Origin of the sequence: Mucilaginibacter sp. OK268 (genome assembly GCF_900103125.1) — a bacterium.
Lineage (GTDB): Bacteria > Bacteroidota > Bacteroidia > Sphingobacteriales > Sphingobacteriaceae > Mucilaginibacter.
This window is the reverse complement of record NZ_FNJV01000001.1, coordinates 948,159-964,161: the sequence shown is the minus strand read 5'-3', so window position 1 is coordinate 964,161 and position 16,003 is coordinate 948,159. Positions and strand designations below refer to the sequence as shown.

Below are 16,003 nucleotides of genomic sequence, written 5' to 3'. Positions count from 1 at the left end.
GAAATAATTACAAAAAAAATGGAACAGCAAACATCAATAAGAACAAACCTACAACTAGGTATTTACAAGGTTATTGATCCCTTTGTAAAAATTCTTATCAAAGTTGGGTTAACCCCAAATGCAGTTACTTCAATTGGTTTTGTGTTAAATGTAGGCGTAGCCGCCATATTTATATTAGGCGCCGAAGAGGGTAACCGCGGCGACCTGAGTTATGTGGGCTGGGCCGGTGGTTTAATTCTATTTGCGGGATTATTTGATATGCTCGACGGACAGGTGGCTCGCTTGGGCAACATGAAATCAACCTTTGGCGCTTTGTATGATTCGGTGCTTGACCGTTACAGCGAACTGATCATGTTCCTGGGGATCTGTTATTACCTGGTTGCCCATCATTATTTTGTAAGCTCAATAGCAGCTTTCATTGCGCTGATAGGTTCTATGATGGTTAGTTACGTAAGGGCACGTGCCGAGGGTTTAGGTGTTGAGGTTAAAGGTGGATTAATGCAAAGACCCGAGCGTGTAGTAACCATTGGCTTATGTGCTGCTTTAAGCGGCATAGTGGCCCAGTACATTGGCGGTAATTATAAATTATTTATACCCGGTATTAAGTTTCATGTGTTTGAAACCATATCTATATTCACAATTCCATTGGTGATACTGGCCGTGCTTACTAATATTACCGCGTTTAACAGGTTAAGAGAAGCTAAAAGAGCTTTAATTGAAGCAGAGAAAAGATAATTAGTTTTAAGTGGTGAAGTTTTGAGTGATGAGCTCTCAAAATCCAAAACTCAAAACTCGGTACTCAAAACCAAGCTAAATATCATATCTTCGTAACAATTTAATAAAGGTATTTACACATGAGTAAATCTTTATTAAAATTGAACCCAGTTAGGTTTTACTGACTTATATATTATTAAAAAGACAATAACAGGCAGAGAAATCATCAAAGTTTTAAAACCTGATATGCTATGAAAAAGAATTATGTCTCCAATTCTCAGGAGTCTGTGAGAATGTTTAAAAGCGACTTTTTAGAACTTTTATCAAAGGTACATTATACCGTACCCTTGTATATTTTTGTACCTGTTATTTTAGTATGTACTTACGAAGCTTTTTTTGAAGCGGGAATGAGCTTTTTGCTATATGCCGGTTTGTTTATAGCCGGTTTATTCATCTGGACCATTGTTGAGTACATTATGCACCGTTTTATTTTCCACTATCAACCAAACGAAAATTGGAAGTGGGCACAAAGGCTACACTTTATTATGCACGGTGTACACCATGATTACCCAAGCGATGCCAAACGTTTGGTATTGCCACCGTCATTAAGTATTCCGCTGGCTACAGGGTTTTACTTTTTGTTTAAAGCTTTGCTGCCTGTAAACTACATATTCGGTTTTTTCCCGGGTTTTATATTGGGCTACCTGTTCTATGATATATCGCACTATGCCATGCATCATTTTAACTTTAAAAGCGGCCTTTTCAAAAGAATAAAACAGCACCATATGCTACATCATTACCAGGATCCTGAAAAAGGTTACGGTGTGAGCTCTCCGCTGTGGGACAAAATATTCCGTTCAGGTTTTCTAAAAAAATAAGGGTGGATAGTACCGGGCATCATAGCGTAATGGTTAATACAAAAAGTATATTAACTGTTTCACTTCTTTCAATAGGTTATTTACTGATCTCCTACTTTCTTATTGGCTATAACTCATCAGAGTTGATACTCGTAGCCATATTTAATTCGCTATTTTACCTATCAGGAGTTACCCGTAAGTTCATATTAGGCTTTAGTATATTCATTGTATACTGGATCATATTCGACTATATGAAGGCATTCCCTAATTACCATTATACAGCCGTTCATATAGCCGATCTGTACAATTTTGAAAAGCATATTTTCGGGATACATGACAATGGTAAATTGCTAACCCCTAACGAATACTGGCGCATTCACGGCACAACGTTTATGGATGTAGTAACCGGCTTATTTTACTTATGCTGGATACCTGTGCCTTTAGGTTTTGCCGCCTTTTTATTCTTTAAAAACAAACGGCAGTTTTTATATTTCTCGTTCACCTTTGTACTGGTGAACTTATTGGGCTTTGTTATTTATTATACATTTCCGGCTGCACCGCCATGGTATGTTCAATACTATGGCTTTCATTTTACACCCTTAACCGCGGGTAATGTAGCTGGCCTAGCTAAGTTCGACGCGTATTTTCATGCAGGTATCTTTAAATCCATCTATACCAAAGGGTCTAATGTATTCGCGGCTATGCCTTCGCTTCATTCCTCCTACCCGGTTATTGTTTTGTATTACGGCATAAAGAATTGGTACAAGGTTGCCAGTATCTTCTTTGCTATTGTGATGCTGGGTATTTGGTTTACCGCTGTATACGCAAGTCATCATTATGTATTGGATGTACTGGCAGGTATTACCACAGCTATAATAGGCATATCATTATTCAACCTTTTAATAAACAAGGTAAAATGGCTGCAAGTGTCTATTAATAAGTACGAACAGGTTATCTGATAGATTACTGTACTATTTACTATACCATCCCTGTTTTACGAAATGAGAATCCCTTTTTCCCGAAAATATTTAGGCCCTAACTGTATTACGAAAATATCTTCTCAGTATAAAAATTTACAAATCGCTCAATATCATTAATATTTAGGTTGATATATTGGAAACAGGCACACTATTTGACGGGATATACTCAAATTAACTGTTGATACGATAACCCTTATATGAAGAAACTGCTTACCTGCCTTTTTATCCTCTTAGCCGGATTGCGATTATCAGCGCAGGCAGCAGGTGACCTGGATAGCCTTAAACAAAAACTACAAGTCACTAAAGATTCTTTAAAAGGCCCTATATATGTTGAGATAGCTAACCAGTATTTATTAAAGAATGATACCATCAGCAGCCGGCGGTTCAGATATTATAACCAGGTAGAAGCATTAAACTATACCATGCTGGCCCTGCATAACTTCTCTAACATCTCAGATACATTAGGTTTGCGTGCCTGCTATAATAATTTATCAAAAATTTACCGTCAGCAGTATAAATATATCCAGGCCAAGTGGTTCATCCTGCAATCAAACGCCATATCCCGCCAAAAGAAGGATGTGCCCAATATCATTACTTCTTTAATTGAGCTTTCGGCTATCAAAGCTGATATGAAAGATTATAAATGGGCCATGCGCGATCTGAATGAAGCCCTGACACTTTCAATAAAAAACAAAGATCCTAAAAACGAGTCGGCTGTACAGGTTGGCTTCGCTGGCTTATACCGGCAAATGAAGGATTTTGATAAAGCCTCGCTGGCCATAAAACGGCACGAGGAGATTGATGACAGCCTGCACCAGGCCGAAATTGACCGTTTAGCACGTATCAATACCCAGGACTCTGTTCAGATCAAAAAACGGGATTTAGTCATCGTCAAAAAAAAAGCGTCCACCTCCAACAAGAAAAAGCCCTCCAAAACAAGCTCCGTCAAACGCATAGCCTCATTATAGTACTTATTGTATCGCTTGCGCTGATCTCTATAGCCGTAATCATTTATTACAGGCATCGCAGGCACAGTAAATGGCGGTTACGCATAAGAAAACCACGGTCATAAACGTTGCTTATATCGTCCGGGTATTTAATTAAACCTTTGCCGGGAAAATTGTCATACTGTTAGATATGAGGAAATTGATTGTTAAAACCATTTTTATTTTTACCGCTCTACTTTCGTTTTGCACAGTTTATGGACAAAGCAGGCAATTTAAAAATGAGTTTTTATACCGTATAAACTTAACCAGGCAAAAAGGCTGTAATTGTGGTATAAAATATTATGCCCCTGCCCCACCTTTAACCTGGAACGATAAACTGCAAGATGCTGCCGAAGAGCACGCAAAAGACATGGCACGGCAAAATTATTTTGATCACACCAGTAAAGACGGCCGCAGTATGCAAGACCGTATCATTTCTGCTGGCTACAAATTTAAAGGCTATAAAAGCTTTGCCATTGGCGAAAATATAGCGGCCGGACAGCAGAGTATTGCCGAAGTAATGGATGGCTGGTTTAAAAGTGAAGGCCATTGCAAAAACCTGATGAACCCTGATTTTAAAGAAGTAGGCGTCGCTATGTACCGGAATTACTGGGTACAGGACTTTGGCGGGCGCGAGTCATTTTCGCCCGAGCAGCAAAGGCTTATCAAATCGGGTAAATACCGCATGGTGCAGCAACCTTCAATCAGCCATGATTAGATCGATGTGCGGATGTGCAAATTACAGATGTGCAGATTATTGAATAGCAATGTTGATTTATTCGGTATTACCGGCTTTTATCCTGCATTACATAACCTTCTGTGCAAAAGTACAGAAATACACCGCGCCGATCCACGGCAATCCTAAAGTCAGCTTTTCAAAATTCCCTAAATTCAAAGTGCATTTACACTTACTTTTGTTAATTTTGGAATTAATGCTACCCGCTACCAATCATACACTTGAAAAACTGGAACTGCTGCTTAAATCGGCCGGATACAGGGTGCGGTATGAAAAAGGTAATTTTAAAACAGGATCCTGCTTATTGCTCAACAGTCGTATGGTGATTGTTAACCGTTTCTCGAACCTGGAAAGCAAAATATTGGCCATTGTTGAATTGTTGCGTGAGCTTGAGGTAGATTACAAACTGCTTGACGAAAAACAGGTTGCGTTTTTGCAGGAGATCAAACAAACTAAACTGCAGCTGTGACCATAACATTTTTAGGAACCGGAACTTCACAGGGTGTGCCTGTTATTGCCTGCGGCTGCGAGGTATGTACATCAACTGATGCACGTGATAACCGATTGCGTACCTCTATTTTAATAGAGGCCGAAGATAAAACCATAGTAGTTGATTCGGGTCCCGATTTCAGATATCAAATGTTACGCGCAGGTGTAAAACACCTGGATGCCATTGTATTTACCCACGAACATAAAGACCATATTGCCGGGATGGATGATATCAGGGCGTTTAATTATAAACAAAACAGTCCAATTGATATTTATGCAGACCTAAGGGTACAAAAAGCCCTGGTACGCGAGTTTCCTTATGTTTTTGACGGAACGGGATACCCGGGCATTCCGCAGGTGATGATACATCCTATAGACCTGCGTCCTTTTCCAATTGGCGATGCCATTTTTACCCCCATCGAGGTTCTACATTATAAACTACCCATATTAGGCTTCAGAGTAAAGGATTTTACTTATATCACCGATGCTAAAACAATACCGGAAACAGAAAAAGAAAAGATAAAGGGGACAAAAACGCTGGTGATTAACGCGCTACAAAAACAAAGTCACATATCGCATTTCACGCTTGATGAAGCTATAGATTTTGCGAATGAAGTAGGTGCCGAGAAAACCTATCTTACCCATATCAGCCATCGCTTGGGTACTCATTTCGAAGTATCAAAAGAATTACCAGTGAATATTGAACTGGCTTATGACGGTCTGAAACTCATCATTTGATCCAGCCTAAGAACAACGCTGGTGTTTAACATTTTGCAATAAAATAAGTAGAAAATAAGACAATTTTCGCACAAAAAAAAACAATATTTGTAGGCATCCGTTTGGGTACATAATATGTACTTATTCGGATAGCAAGCCCCTATTAGATGGAATATATTGTTTACGTAAGCACGGCCAAAAGGCTGTTGACTGAAGACGAGCTTTTAGATTTATTGACTACTGCCCGCACCAAAAATAAAAAGTATAGTGTTACAGGCATGTTACTATATTGCCAGGGTACATTTATGCAGGTTCTGGAAGGCAAAAAAAGTTCTGTTGAACTAATTTACAAAGCTATTGAATTGGATACCAGGCACAAAAACATCATTAAACTGGCTTCCGGAATTATTGAAAAAAGAAACTTTCCGGATTGGTCAATGGGTTTTGCCTCGGTAAACTCAGAAACCCTACAGGAAATTGAAGGATTTCTCAGTTCACCTGATTTAAACTTAACCCGCAATTCTGAACATATCACTGTGAATATGCTTAAAACCTTTGTTGATTACAATAAATTATATATTTCTTTTTAACCTCCACTTTTATAATAAAGCCCTTTTATGATGTATTATTAACAATAAAACAATAACTATTAGCTAATGTTTTATTTAAACAGTACTTTTTTTAATTATAATTTAACAAACATCGCTTACAAATTTATAATTAGTTATTTAATTTATCAAGAATTAATAAAATTTACTGCCTGGTTATAATTTAATAAAGCTCACCTTTTCAATTGCGCCTTTGTATTTATTTAAATGCCCGGTATTACGCACATTAATTTTACCTTTTATAGTAATGAATCTCTTATTGATCTGGGTAAAAGTGCCATTGTTATATTGAAACAGCCCTACCCGGGTCCCCGTTAAATACAGTGGGCACTCCTGGCTAAAATCAACCCATAAGGCTTTTTTTAAGGAGTGATCGGCAAAAAGACTATCATTCAACAAAGCCGACTGCTCAACCCCTTCCACATACTTTCCGGTAACCTCTACGTACTGACCATTGTAGCTTTTAAGATGGCTTACCAATTCTGTAAATTCAATTTTTTTAAAAACTATCCCATCATTACAATTACTTTCAAAAACCTTAGGCTGTTTGCTGCATGACAACAACAATAACGGAATTATGGCAGGAAAGAACAACTTGCTTATTTTACCGGATACCATAACATCAAAAAAAATCAGTTTTATGAATATAACGAAAAGATCTTCAGTATAGTAGCAATATCTGCTAAGTAGCCTGATTATTACACAATAAATATGATTTGATGGGGATATGATCAATCTGTGCTAAATGCTTTTATAATATTATAATTAAGCGCTACATTTAGCTATCAATCATACCAATTATATGAAACTGAAATTAATGTTTATGGGCCTGTTGCTTTTTGTGACAGCAGCAAGAGCACAGCAAAAAATTATCCAATTGTACCCCGGTGCGGCTCCGGGTTCTGAAAAATGGAACTGGACCGAAGGTGTAGCCGAAAATAAGGTATATAACGTAAAGTTAGTGTATAATGTAGTGCATCCATCGATGGAAGTATTTTTGCCCGATCCGGCAATTGCCACAGGCACGGCCGTTGTTATCTGTCCCGGTGGTGGTTTCGAGGTACTCTCTATAAACAGCGAGGGTAATGAGGTAGCCAAATGGCTTAACCAGCATGGCGTAGCCGCTTTTGTATTAAAATACAGACTGACACAAAGCCTGACTGACGATCCGATGAAAGAGCTCGCCACAAACATGGCTAAAAAAGATTTTGAACAAAAAATAAGTAAAATAATCCCTTTATGTATTGCTGATGCAAGGCAAGCCATAAGTTATGTACGTGAACATGCTGCCGAATATGGCTTATCCCCATCGCGCATAGGCATTATGGGTTTCTCGGCTGGCGGTACTTTGGCGGCTGCGACAGCATATAAATACACACCAGCCAACCGGCCCGATTTTGTGGCTCCGATCTATCCTTATTTTCCTCCGGCATTACAATCTGCCATTCCGGAAGATGCACCACCCCTGTTCCTAACCGCGGCTACAGATGATGACCTGAACCTCGCCCCGCACAGTGTCGATCTGTATTCTAAATGGCTGGCCTCAAAACATAGCGCCGAACTGCATTTATATGCCAGGGGCAGCCATGGCTTTGGCATGCGTAAGCAAAATATCCCCACAGATACCTGGATAGAACGTTTTAACGACTGGCTGGGTTTGAAAGGCTTTTTAAAGCCGATAGATCCAAAGGCTAAATCGCCGCAGGAAAAACAAGAACAGGCAGAGGCCAATCATAAAAAATATGATGACCAGTTGCATAAAGATTGGGCCAACATTAAACGCTATGCCGCTGATAATGAAAAAGTAACCGCACAGGAAACCAACCCCAAAAGTGTGGTTTACATGGGCGATTCGATCACCGATTTCTGGATCAATAACGACCCGACATTTTTTGCAGGTAAGTCTTGGTATGACCGGGGCATCAGCGGGCAAACTACTACACAGATGTTGGTGCGTTTCCGTGATGATGTGATCAACTTAAAACCAGGCGTGGTAGTGATACTGGCGGGCATTAATGATATTGCCGAAAACAATGGACCCATCAAGCTGGAAGATGTTTTTGGTAATATACAATCCATGGCTCTGCTGGCTAAAGCAGCTGGTATTAAAGTAGTCTTATCGTCGGTATTGCCAGCATTTGATTTCCCATGGCGCCCGGGGATGGAGCCTGCCGAAAAAGTAGTACGACTGAATGCCATGATCAAAGATTTTGCCGACAAAAATCACATGGTATATCTTGATTATTTTTCGGCTATGGCCGATGAGCGGAAGGGTTTGCCCAAATCATTATCAGGTGATGGCGTACACCCCAACCTGGCCGGTTACAAAGCAATGGAACCGCTGGCAGAAAAAGCGATTGCCGATGCTTTAAAACGCAAATAAGAGGGATTAATCTACCTCCCTCCTGATTGTGAGGGAGGTAAATTAACCCAATCATATCAAAACGATAATGCTATTTATCTAAATTTGCGCATATCGTTACCTATGAAAAAAATCATCCTCTTTATTGCGGTCTTTTTACAAGCTATAATTGCATTTGGTCAGGCAGATACGGTTCAGAAAGTTACGCCCGACCGCAAAAACAGCGTCAAACAGCAAAATAAGCCTTACGTCATCCTTATTTCTGCCGATGGCTTTAGATATGATTACGCTAAAAAATATCAGGCTACCCATTTGCTTGCCTTAAGCAAGGGAGGTGTGAGTGCCGCATCTATGATTCCTTCCTACCCATCCGTTACTTTTCCTAACCATTATGCTTTGGTAAGCGGCTTGTACCCCTCGCATTCGGGCCTGGTCAATAACGCTTTTTATGACCGTAACCGTCATGATTCCTATTATATGGGCGCCAAAGCCAAAGTAGCAGAGGGTTCCTGGTATTATGGCTCGCCACTATGGGTATTGGCCGAGCAGCAGCGTATGCTTTCGGCCAGTTTTTACTGGGTGGCTTCGGAGGCGGCTATACAAAACATTCGCCCAACCTATTATTATACCTATAACGAAAAGATAGACATCCATGACCGCATCGATGCGGTGGTTAAATGGTTAAAACTACCGCCGGCCGAACGTCCGCATTTGATCACCTTCTACTTTCCGCAGGTTGATCATGCCGGGCACGTGTATGGCCCCGACGCGCCAGAAACCACCCGTGAAGTACATTTTGTGGATTCGGCAGTTAATGAGCTGAATAAAGCTGTAAAAACAACCGGGATTAAAGCCAATTTCATTTTTGTATCAGACCACGGCATGACTAATGTTGACAAAGAACACCCCATCGGCATCCCGGCAGCTATTGATACCTCTAAATTTGTGGTTTCGGGCGATGGTATCCTGGTTGAATTGTATGCGAAAAATAAAACCGATATTGATGCAGCCTACAAACAGTTAAAACAGGAAGCGGTTGATTACGAGGCATACCTTAAAACCAATATCCCCGCCAGGTTACACTACGGGCAGGCTGATGACTGGCACAACCGCATTGGCGACATACTACTGATCCCTCATTACCCTAAAGTGTTTAACTTATACAACAAGAAGATAAACAAGGGTTGGCACGGCTATGATCCGACCCTGGTTAAGGATATGCACGCCACCTTCCTGGCCTGGGGGCCCGCCTTTAAAAAACACGCTACCATTCCATCCTTCGAGAACGTAGCGGTTTTTAACCTGGTAAAAAGTATATTAGGACTAAAATATACCGGCAAGGTTGATGGTACAGATAAGCTGGCACATACCATCCTGATTAAAAAGAAGTAAAAATATCACCTGTTAGGCATGACCAATATTTATATACCCGAAGCTACCGAAAACCAAAGCAAGATCACTGCGGGTAATATCTCGTTTGTGCATTACCAGGAACAGGATAGCTTTAAAAATATCCGGGTGGTATTTAACTGTTATGCCATTAGCTTTGTGATCAACGGCGAAAAGGCTGTCTATCGTCCGGCTGATAATACGGTGGTACATACTGGCGAAGGCATTGTGTTACCCGAAGGTAACTCCATTATGGCCGAGCATACCCTTAACGAACATCAGTACAGTAGTATCCTGGTGTTTTTCCCGGCGAGTGTGGCTGTTGCTTTTTTAAATAAACACCGGCTGAACACCAAAGTTGCAGTCACACCTGATTATATTAAATTCAGGCAGACCAATTATTTGGCAGGCTATATTAAAAGCTTGCAGACTTTGATACATGAAGGCCAAAATTTACCTTATGAATTAGCCGTGAACAAGGTGGAAGAGCTATTGCTGGTTTTACTACAAAGTCATCGGTCGCAATTGATCGCATTGTTGCAAAGCAATGCCCCCTCACCTGCCATGCAATTAAAAAATGTAGTGGAGAACAATCTTTTCAATAACCTTACCCTCGAAGAGCTGGCTTTTCTGGCTCATAAAAGCCTGGCATCATTCAAGCGCGATTTTGAAAAAACGTACCACATCGCACCCGGCAAATACATCCGCGAACGCAAACTGGAAATAGCCCGGCAGGAACTATCGCAAGGAAAGAACGCCACATCCTTATACCTTGATCTGGGTTATGATAACCTGTCGAACTTTTCATCAGCCTTTAAAAAGAAATTCGGTGTAAGCCCTAAGCAATACCAGCTCGGCTCACAGTAAAGATATCATACAAGGAGACACATGTGATGTGTCTCTACAATGCAACCTTAAACGTAGAGACGCATTACATGCGTCTCTTTTTATGAGCCATTTTCAATAGTTTTTGAGCCTGCAACAATAACTGCGAAGCGCTAAACAGACGCAATTTTGGATAAATAAATATTATCCAAAAGATCATGAAAACATTCATCTTATTTGTGTTGGCTGTAAGCCTTGGCTCCATCGTAAATGCACAAACCTTTACCCTTAAAAGCAAAGACCTGGGTGGCCAGTTCACCAATGAGTTTATCGCTAATACCTTTGGCTGTAGCGGCAGCAACAAATCGCCGCAGCTGGAATGGCAGAACGCGCCGACAGGTACACAGAGCTTTGCGGTAACCATTTATGATCCGCAGGCACCTACCGGTAGTGGTTGGTGGCATTGGGTTATTTTTGATATCCCGGCCAGCGTACATGAGTTGAAACAGGGTGCAGGCAGCCCATCGGCAGGAATAGCACCAGCGGGCACCATACAGGGAATTACTGATTTTGGCGTTACCGGTTACGGAGGCCCATGTCCGCCGGAAAATGACGCGCCTCACGGCTATGTGATCACGGTTTATGCCCTAAAATCAGCAAAACTTGGGGTTGATAATAAAGTTTCGGCGGCCTTAACTGGTTTTATGCTTAATCAAAATGTGATAGCCAAAGCATCATTAGCGGTATATTATAAAAGATAAGGCTATCTCAGTTACATCCATCCGAAAAATTGGGGTGGATGTAACGTTGTACATACATATGGGCAATAATCGGGCTTGCTATTTTTAATTAGACAAATATTTTGTTATTTGTAATAGCTTTAAAATCCCACCGGTTATGCACAGAAGAAACTTCCTGAAAACAGGCTCATTAGCAGGTTTAACTTTATCAACTTTAGTGGCCGCGTCATGCAGCCAGCCATCGGCAGAAAAAAAGACCGATGATGCTGCCGACAACAAAGACGACCTGTTTGAGCTATCAGAAGTTACTATCTCCTACCTGCAGCAAAAAATGCAGGCTAAAGAGTATACCTCGCGCCTGATCACCGAACTTTACCTGAAGCGTATTGACAAAATAGACAAGAACGGACCAAAGCTCAACTCCGTCATTGAACTCAATAAGGATGCCCTGAACATGGCCGACGCTATGGATAAAGAACGCGCACAAGGCAAAGTGCGCGGCCCTTTGCATGGCATACCCGTGCTGATCAAAGACAATATCAATACCGCCGACAATATGCACACTACCGCCGGCGCGCTGGCACTGGCTGATAACTTTGCCAAGCAGGATGCCTTTATCGTACACAAACTGCGTGAAGCCGGCGCTGTAATCCTGGGCAAGACTAATTTAAGCGAATGGGCCAACTTCCGCTCCACACACTCTACCAGCGCCTGGAGCAGTCGCGGTGGGCAAACCAAATGCCCTTATATATTGGATCGTAATCCCAGTGGTTCAAGCGCCGGTTCAGGATCGGCAGCAGCGGCCAATTTGTGTACCGTGGCCATTGGCACCGAGACTGATGGGTCTATCGTATCCCCATCATCGGTAAATGGTCTGGTGGGCATTAAACCTACCGTAGGCTTGTGGAGCCGTACAGGTATCATCCCCATATCCAAAACGCAGGATACCGCCGGCCCCATGGCCCGCACCGTTAAGGATGCCGCCATTGTTTTAGGTGTACTGGCCGGTATCGATGCGCAGGACAGTTATACCCTTACCAGTAAAGGAAAAGCTACTGCAGATTATACTAAATTTTTAGATGCGAATGGGTTGAAAGGCAAACGCCTTGGAGTGGAGAAGTCGGCGCTGGAGGGAAATCCGGCGATGGTTGCTTTGGTGAAGGATGCCATCAACACACTGAAAGCCAAAGGTGCAACCATTGTGGAAGTAGAACTGAACAAAGCACTGAAAGACATTAGCAGGGGTGAGTTTACCGTACTGCTCTATGAGTTCAAAGATGGTGTCAATAAATACCTGAGCACGGCCAACAGCAAAGTAAAAACCCTTGCCGATGTGATAGCTTTTAACAAGCAGAACGAAGCCAAAGCCATGCCCTTTTTTAAACAGGAAACGCTGGAACTGGCTCAAAGTAAAGGCGACCTGAACACCAAAGAATATCTGGAAGCCCTGAAACAAACCAGTGAAGGCACTCGCAAAGCCATTGATAAAATACTGACCGACAATAAACTGGATGCCATCATCGGCCCAACCAACGGGCCAGCTATCTGTATCGACCTGGTCAACGGCGATTATGACAATGGTTTTTCATTTTCAGGACCGGCGGCTAAGGCCGGCTATCCGCATATCACCGTACCTATGGGTAAAGTACATGAGTTGCCGGTGGGCCTTTCGTTTTTTAGCACCGCTTATAAAGAAGCCGACATCATCACCCTGGCCTATGCCTACGAACAGGCCTCGAAAAAAAGGGCCGAGCCTGTTTTTAAGCCAGACCTGTTTGCGTAGCTTTGTTATTATGGCAACAACCCCTATACCTAAAAAGATACTGGCCAGGCAGCATGAAATAACCGGCGACTTTTTGAAAGCCCTTGATCAGCACCTGGACGATCTGTTGCAACACAAGGTTACGGATATGATGGAGATCCGCGATTTTGCCGATCAACTGCACATCCACCCTACACATTTAAGTAATACCATCAAGTTAACCACAGGCCATGCCCCCTGCTACTTTTTTGAAGAAAAGATCATGCGGATAGCTAAAGAGATGCTCCGGAATAGCGCTGTATCCGTTGCCGAAATTGCCGCTCAGCTTACTTTTGATCCATCCAACTTTACTAAATTTTTTAAGCGCTTTGAGGGGGTAACACCAAAACAATACCGTGAGGGGATATTGATCAAACAATATGAGCAGGTGCATTGAAAACATCAATGCGTCATCCTGAGTAGTACGGTTTCGCCGCAATCTGAAGGAGAAATATCTTTCTTAAAGACAAAACAGGGTGTCATGGTGAGCCCGTCGAACCATGGTAGGCAGGCCTCTACCCGCGAGTCTTCGACAAGCTCAGACTGACAGGCCTTTTTTATATATTCTTTATACCTTAGTATGACAACACAGCTAAACCACGAAATGAGCACCATTTAATCTGAAACAGTTACCATTTAAACTGAAGTAGTCACCATAATTACAACACTATTTAGCTGCAACTTTGTATCATAAACAATAAACAAAAATAAAATGAGTACAAATAAAATAGCTCTTGTTACCGGCGGCAGCCGTGGCTTAGGCAAAAACGCGGCCCAGCACCTGGCCAAAAAAGGAATTGATGTGATCATTACCTATCGCAGTAAAAAAGAGGAAGCTGAAGAAGTTGTTGCCTCCATTGAAAAAAACGGTCAAAAAGCCGCCGCACTACAATTGGATACCAGCATTGTTAAATCATTTGATGGGTTTATCAGTCAGCTTACCGCAGTATTGCAAGAAAAATGGGGGCGTAATACTTTTGATTTCCTGATCAACAACGCGGGTATTGATGCAGCCTCGAAATTTGCCGATACCACCGAAGAGGATTTTGATAACCTCGTGAACATTCATTTTAAGGGTGTTTACTTTTTAACCCAAAAAAGTCTGCCGGTTATTGCTGATGGCGGCCGTATCATCAATTTCTCAAGCGGGCTGGCCCGTTTCTCGACCCCGGGTTACGCTGCTTATGCTTCTGTGAAGGGCGCTATTGAGGTATTGACCAAGTACCTGGCCAAAGAGCTTGGCCCACGTGGTATTGCCGTCAATGTGGTTGCACCCGGCATCATTGAAACCGACTTTACCAAAGAGGCATTTTCGCATGAAGGCATGCATGATAGAATAGCCGGCATCACCGCTTTAGGTCGCCCGGGCATGCCGGATGACATTGGCGGTATTGTGGCCTTTTTATGTACCGAAGAAGCCCGCTGGATAAACGCCCAGCGTATTGAAGCTTCGGGCGGTATGTTCTTGTAATGGGGTATAAATAAATACCTCAATCCTTATTTAAGATGAGTTTGGGATAGGAACTAACCACCATAAATCAATAAAAAAATGTCATTTCGACGAGGAACGAGGAGAAATCTTCTGCTACATGCTTATCCATTATGATATATCGCAGAAGATTTCTCCTCACCCAACACTCAATCCCAACTCGCGTTCGTCGAAATGACATTTTTAAGTCGCTTTATCTTATCCTGTTTTCGAATCTTTTTTAAAGCTTTCGGGAGGTATCTCTTCTTTGTTCGTCCTGTCCTCTTGGTATCGCTTTCTGATCTTTGCTATCATCATTTCGGGTTTTTGGCCCTTTAAACCTGTCATGCATAAATGAGTAGGTTTGGCGTGGCTCTTTAAGCAGAGGCTCAATAATATCGTAAGGATAAACTCTTTCGGCGCTATCTGTTTTACTTGTGGGGTAGCGTGTTTCGCATTCCGCACGGATAGCAGGCTCTATTAAGCCATGCCCCTGCTCATAATAAACCAGGGTGATCTTTTTAACCAGGATGCTGGTAGCGCCTGTATTTTCGCTTAGGATGTGCTGTTCAATGGCTGCTTTCAAGGCGTCTGTTGCTACGATAGCGGTTGCCGATACCGGTTCAGCCTTAAACGAGGCCCAATGTTTGGTAAGCCCGGTCAATCTGCCTTTTTCGGCCATTTGAATCACAATGCGTGAATGTCCTTCAACCGGGATGTCACCAAATTTGCGATCAAGCCGTACGGTGGTGAATTTTTTATAAACGCTGGTATTACCCTTTTCATCATGAACACCTACGTTTAATCCGCCAACGTGCGATACCACGTAGTCATTAGGACTGCTACCCAAAAGCCCAAGCTTTCTTATATGAGTTAATGCCATGGTTGAGGCTGAATCTTTAGTTAAAAGATCCCGGGTAGATTCGTTTCCTGCATAAGCTTTCATGCCGGTATTTAAGCTGATATCGCCATTTTCCAAATTAATATTCAGCACTGCTGATGGATCGCTGGGGTTTTTGTACCAAAGCATTCCATTTTCTCTTACCGGTTCTTTCAAATTAAACTTATCGGCGGCACCGGCATAAGCAAGTGATTCTGTTATAATTTTTTGCGCGGCTACCAGGTCCAACTTTGTTTCACTAATTTGATAGGTATTTAAAGTTACTTTTTCATAATTCGGAAAAATGGCAGCCTGATCATAAGTAATCTTGTTTTTTTCAGTGCCCGGCCTGTCTTTTCTATGGCAGGCTGTTACTGCTAAAATAAGTATAGCCAACAGGAGCATTTTTGAAGTATTGAACTTTTTCATCGATCTGATTTGTTTTAAGGTG

17 protein-coding genes are annotated in these 16,003 nt (G+C 41.9%); 15 read left to right on the top strand and 2 right to left on the bottom strand.

The window, feature by feature from the left end; translation table 11 throughout:
* Positions 1–18: 18 nt before the first annotated feature.
* From BLR84_RS04030 to BLR84_RS03995, 8 genes are all read left to right on the top strand, one after another.
* Positions 19–735 carry a CDP-alcohol phosphatidyltransferase family protein gene (locus tag BLR84_RS04030; RefSeq protein ID WP_076373710.1) on the top strand — a complete coding sequence of 239 codons (717 nt, stop codon included), beginning with the start codon at positions 19–21 and terminating at the stop codon, positions 733–735.
* A 230-nt stretch (positions 736–965) separates the two neighbouring features.
* Positions 966–1,592, top strand: coding sequence for a sterol desaturase family protein (locus BLR84_RS04025; protein ID WP_090464654.1), 627 nt, complete (start codon positions 966–968; stop codon positions 1,590–1,592).
* A gap of 29 nt (positions 1,593–1,621) precedes the next feature.
* Positions 1,622–2,530 (top strand): phosphatase PAP2 family protein, encoded by a 909-nt coding sequence (locus tag BLR84_RS04020; RefSeq protein WP_090465804.1) that lies wholly within the window; start codon positions 1,622–1,624, stop codon positions 2,528–2,530.
* Positions 2,531–2,748: 218 nt separating this feature from the next.
* The gene (locus tag BLR84_RS04015) at positions 2,749–3,519 is read left to right on the top strand and encodes a hypothetical protein (RefSeq protein ID WP_090464651.1); all 771 of its coding nucleotides are present in this window, start codon (positions 2,749–2,751) and stop codon (positions 3,517–3,519) included.
* Positions 3,520–3,688: 169 nt separating this feature from the next.
* Positions 3,689–4,255 carry a CAP domain-containing protein gene (locus BLR84_RS04010; protein ID WP_090464649.1) on the top strand — a complete coding sequence of 189 codons (567 nt, stop codon included), beginning with the start codon at positions 3,689–3,691 and terminating at the stop codon, positions 4,253–4,255.
* Positions 4,256–4,304: 49 nt separating this feature from the next.
* On the top strand, positions 4,305–4,742 hold the full coding sequence (locus tag BLR84_RS30330) for a hypothetical protein (RefSeq protein ID WP_255366847.1): 438 nt from the start codon (positions 4,305–4,307) through the stop codon (positions 4,740–4,742).
* Positions 4,739–5,500, top strand: coding sequence for an MBL fold metallo-hydrolase (locus BLR84_RS04000; RefSeq protein ID WP_090464646.1), 762 nt, complete (start codon positions 4,739–4,741; stop codon positions 5,498–5,500). Before BLR84_RS30330 ends, BLR84_RS04000 begins: the two co-directional genes overlap by 4 nt.
* A 146-nt stretch (positions 5,501–5,646) precedes the next feature.
* The gene (locus tag BLR84_RS03995; protein ID WP_090464644.1) at positions 5,647–6,069 is read left to right on the top strand and encodes a BLUF domain-containing protein; all 423 of its coding nucleotides are present in this window, start codon (positions 5,647–5,649) and stop codon (positions 6,067–6,069) included.
* 174 nt (positions 6,070–6,243) lie between these two features.
* Here BLR84_RS03995 and BLR84_RS03990 read toward each other — a convergent pair whose 3' ends face one another.
* A complete protein-coding gene (locus tag BLR84_RS03990) occupies positions 6,244–6,705 on the bottom strand; it encodes a hypothetical protein (protein ID WP_090464641.1) in 462 nt (153 codons plus the stop codon).
* A gap of 184 nt (positions 6,706–6,889) precedes the next feature.
* Here BLR84_RS03990 and BLR84_RS03985 point away from each other — a divergent pair, with 184 nt between their 5' ends.
* From BLR84_RS03985 to BLR84_RS03955, 7 genes are all read left to right on the top strand, one after another.
* Positions 6,890–8,470 carry a GDSL-type esterase/lipase family protein gene (locus BLR84_RS03985; RefSeq protein ID WP_090464639.1) on the top strand — a complete coding sequence of 527 codons (1,581 nt, stop codon included), beginning with the start codon at positions 6,890–6,892 and terminating at the stop codon, positions 8,468–8,470.
* Between the two features lie 102 nt (positions 8,471–8,572).
* The gene (locus BLR84_RS03980) at positions 8,573–9,841 is read left to right on the top strand and encodes an alkaline phosphatase family protein (protein ID WP_090464636.1); all 1,269 of its coding nucleotides are present in this window, start codon (positions 8,573–8,575) and stop codon (positions 9,839–9,841) included.
* 18 nt (positions 9,842–9,859) lie between these two features.
* A complete protein-coding gene (locus BLR84_RS03975; RefSeq protein ID WP_090464632.1) occupies positions 9,860–10,705 on the top strand; it encodes a helix-turn-helix domain-containing protein in 846 nt (281 codons plus the stop codon).
* Positions 10,706–10,881: 176 nt separating this feature from the next.
* Entirely contained in the window at positions 10,882–11,424 is a 543-nt protein-coding gene (locus BLR84_RS03970; RefSeq protein WP_090464628.1) for a YbhB/YbcL family Raf kinase inhibitor-like protein, read from the top strand.
* Positions 11,425–11,560: 136 nt separating this feature from the next.
* Positions 11,561–13,186 (top strand): amidase, encoded by a 1,626-nt coding sequence (locus BLR84_RS03965; protein ID WP_090464625.1) that lies wholly within the window; start codon positions 11,561–11,563, stop codon positions 13,184–13,186.
* A 10-nt stretch (positions 13,187–13,196) separates the two neighbouring features.
* Positions 13,197–13,601 carry a helix-turn-helix domain-containing protein gene (locus tag BLR84_RS03960; RefSeq protein ID WP_090464622.1) on the top strand — a complete coding sequence of 135 codons (405 nt, stop codon included), beginning with the start codon at positions 13,197–13,199 and terminating at the stop codon, positions 13,599–13,601.
* A 315-nt stretch (positions 13,602–13,916) separates the two neighbouring features.
* Positions 13,917–14,675, top strand: coding sequence for an SDR family NAD(P)-dependent oxidoreductase (locus BLR84_RS03955; RefSeq protein WP_090464619.1), 759 nt, complete (start codon positions 13,917–13,919; stop codon positions 14,673–14,675).
* A 238-nt stretch (positions 14,676–14,913) separates the two neighbouring features.
* Here the strand turns inward: BLR84_RS03955 and BLR84_RS03950 are convergent, their stop codons facing one another.
* Positions 14,914–15,981: a hypothetical protein gene (locus BLR84_RS03950; protein ID WP_143013823.1), complete on the bottom strand. Its 1,068-nt coding sequence runs from the start codon at positions 15,979–15,981 to the stop codon at positions 14,914–14,916.
* Positions 15,982–16,003 lie beyond the last annotated feature (22 nt).

Bases quoted from the DNA above. Each gene is read 5' to 3' on its own strand.
- BLR84_RS04030 (WP_076373710.1), top strand. From the start codon at position 19: ATGGAACAGCAAACATCAATAAGAACAAACCTACAACTAGGTATTTAC.
- BLR84_RS04025 (WP_090464654.1), top strand. From the start codon at position 966: ATGAAAAAGAATTATGTCTCCAATTCTCAGGAGTCTGTGAGAATGTTT.
- BLR84_RS04020 (WP_090465804.1), top strand. From the start codon at position 1,622: ATGGTTAATACAAAAAGTATATTAACTGTTTCACTTCTTTCAATAGGT.
- BLR84_RS04015 (WP_090464651.1), top strand. From the start codon at position 2,749: ATGAAGAAACTGCTTACCTGCCTTTTTATCCTCTTAGCCGGATTGCGA.
- BLR84_RS04010 (WP_090464649.1), top strand. From the start codon at position 3,689: ATGAGGAAATTGATTGTTAAAACCATTTTTATTTTTACCGCTCTACTT.
- BLR84_RS30330 (WP_255366847.1), top strand. From the start codon at position 4,305: ATGTTGATTTATTCGGTATTACCGGCTTTTATCCTGCATTACATAACC.
- BLR84_RS03995 (WP_090464644.1), top strand. From the start codon at position 5,647: ATGGAATATATTGTTTACGTAAGCACGGCCAAAAGGCTGTTGACTGAA.
- BLR84_RS03990 (WP_090464641.1), bottom strand. From the start codon at position 6,705: ATGGTATCCGGTAAAATAAGCAAGTTGTTCTTTCCTGCCATAATTCCG.
- BLR84_RS03985 (WP_090464639.1), top strand. From the start codon at position 6,890: ATGAAACTGAAATTAATGTTTATGGGCCTGTTGCTTTTTGTGACAGCA.
- BLR84_RS03980 (WP_090464636.1), top strand. From the start codon at position 8,573: ATGAAAAAAATCATCCTCTTTATTGCGGTCTTTTTACAAGCTATAATT.
- BLR84_RS03975 (WP_090464632.1), top strand. From the start codon at position 9,860: ATGACCAATATTTATATACCCGAAGCTACCGAAAACCAAAGCAAGATC.
- BLR84_RS03970 (WP_090464628.1), top strand. From the start codon at position 10,882: ATGAAAACATTCATCTTATTTGTGTTGGCTGTAAGCCTTGGCTCCATC.
- BLR84_RS03965 (WP_090464625.1), top strand. From the start codon at position 11,561: ATGCACAGAAGAAACTTCCTGAAAACAGGCTCATTAGCAGGTTTAACT.
- BLR84_RS03960 (WP_090464622.1), top strand. From the start codon at position 13,197: ATGGCAACAACCCCTATACCTAAAAAGATACTGGCCAGGCAGCATGAA.
- BLR84_RS03955 (WP_090464619.1), top strand. From the start codon at position 13,917: ATGAGTACAAATAAAATAGCTCTTGTTACCGGCGGCAGCCGTGGCTTA.
- BLR84_RS03950 (WP_143013823.1), bottom strand. From the start codon at position 15,981: ATGAAAAAGTTCAATACTTCAAAAATGCTCCTGTTGGCTATACTTATT.